A 554-nucleotide genomic window follows, 5' to 3' on the forward strand; every position below is an offset into this window, starting at 1 on the left:
AGCCTGGGTGTCGCCTTCGGCGCGCACACTGTCACGGCGTCGTATCAGCGAAACAACGGTAACAACGACTTTGACTACTTGCGCCAGGCGGACTCGATCTACCTGAACAATTCCATCCAGTACAGTGATTTCAACTCACCTAAAGAGCAGTCCTGGATGCTGCGCTACGACCTGAACATGGCGGGATACGGCATACCCGGGCTTACTTTCATGACCCGCTACGCCCGCGGTTGGGGCGCCGATTACAGCAATGCGAACGAGGTGTACATGCGCCAAGACGATAACGGTGCGCCGCTGACGGGACAGAACCGCTGGGAACGCGACGTCGAAGCCCGCTACGTTGTACAGACTGGCTCTCTCAAGGATTTGTCTCTGCGGGTGCGCCAGGCTACCACGCGGGCGACTGCTTTCGAGTCCGACCTCGATGAGGTCCGATTCATAGCCGAGTACCCGCTCTCGATCTTGTGAAACACCATGAGCAACACCACATCTTCTTTAGTTTTGCTCCCTTGGTTTGAAGATGTGTTTCAGGCGCCCATCAGGGCGCCTTTTTT

The 554-nt window shown here is 56.5% G+C and carries 1 protein-coding gene; it reads left to right on the top strand.

Annotated features, from left to right (window positions below):
* Positions 1-468: OprD family outer membrane porin (locus MST27_RS22230; protein WP_243608015.1), on the top strand; the 468-nt coding region annotated here is incomplete at its 5' end.
* Positions 469-554: the final 86 nt, after the last annotated feature.

It is taken from the genome of Stutzerimonas marianensis, from assembly GCF_022810315.1.
Lineage (GTDB): Bacteria > Pseudomonadota > Gammaproteobacteria > Pseudomonadales > Pseudomonadaceae > Stutzerimonas > Stutzerimonas marianensis.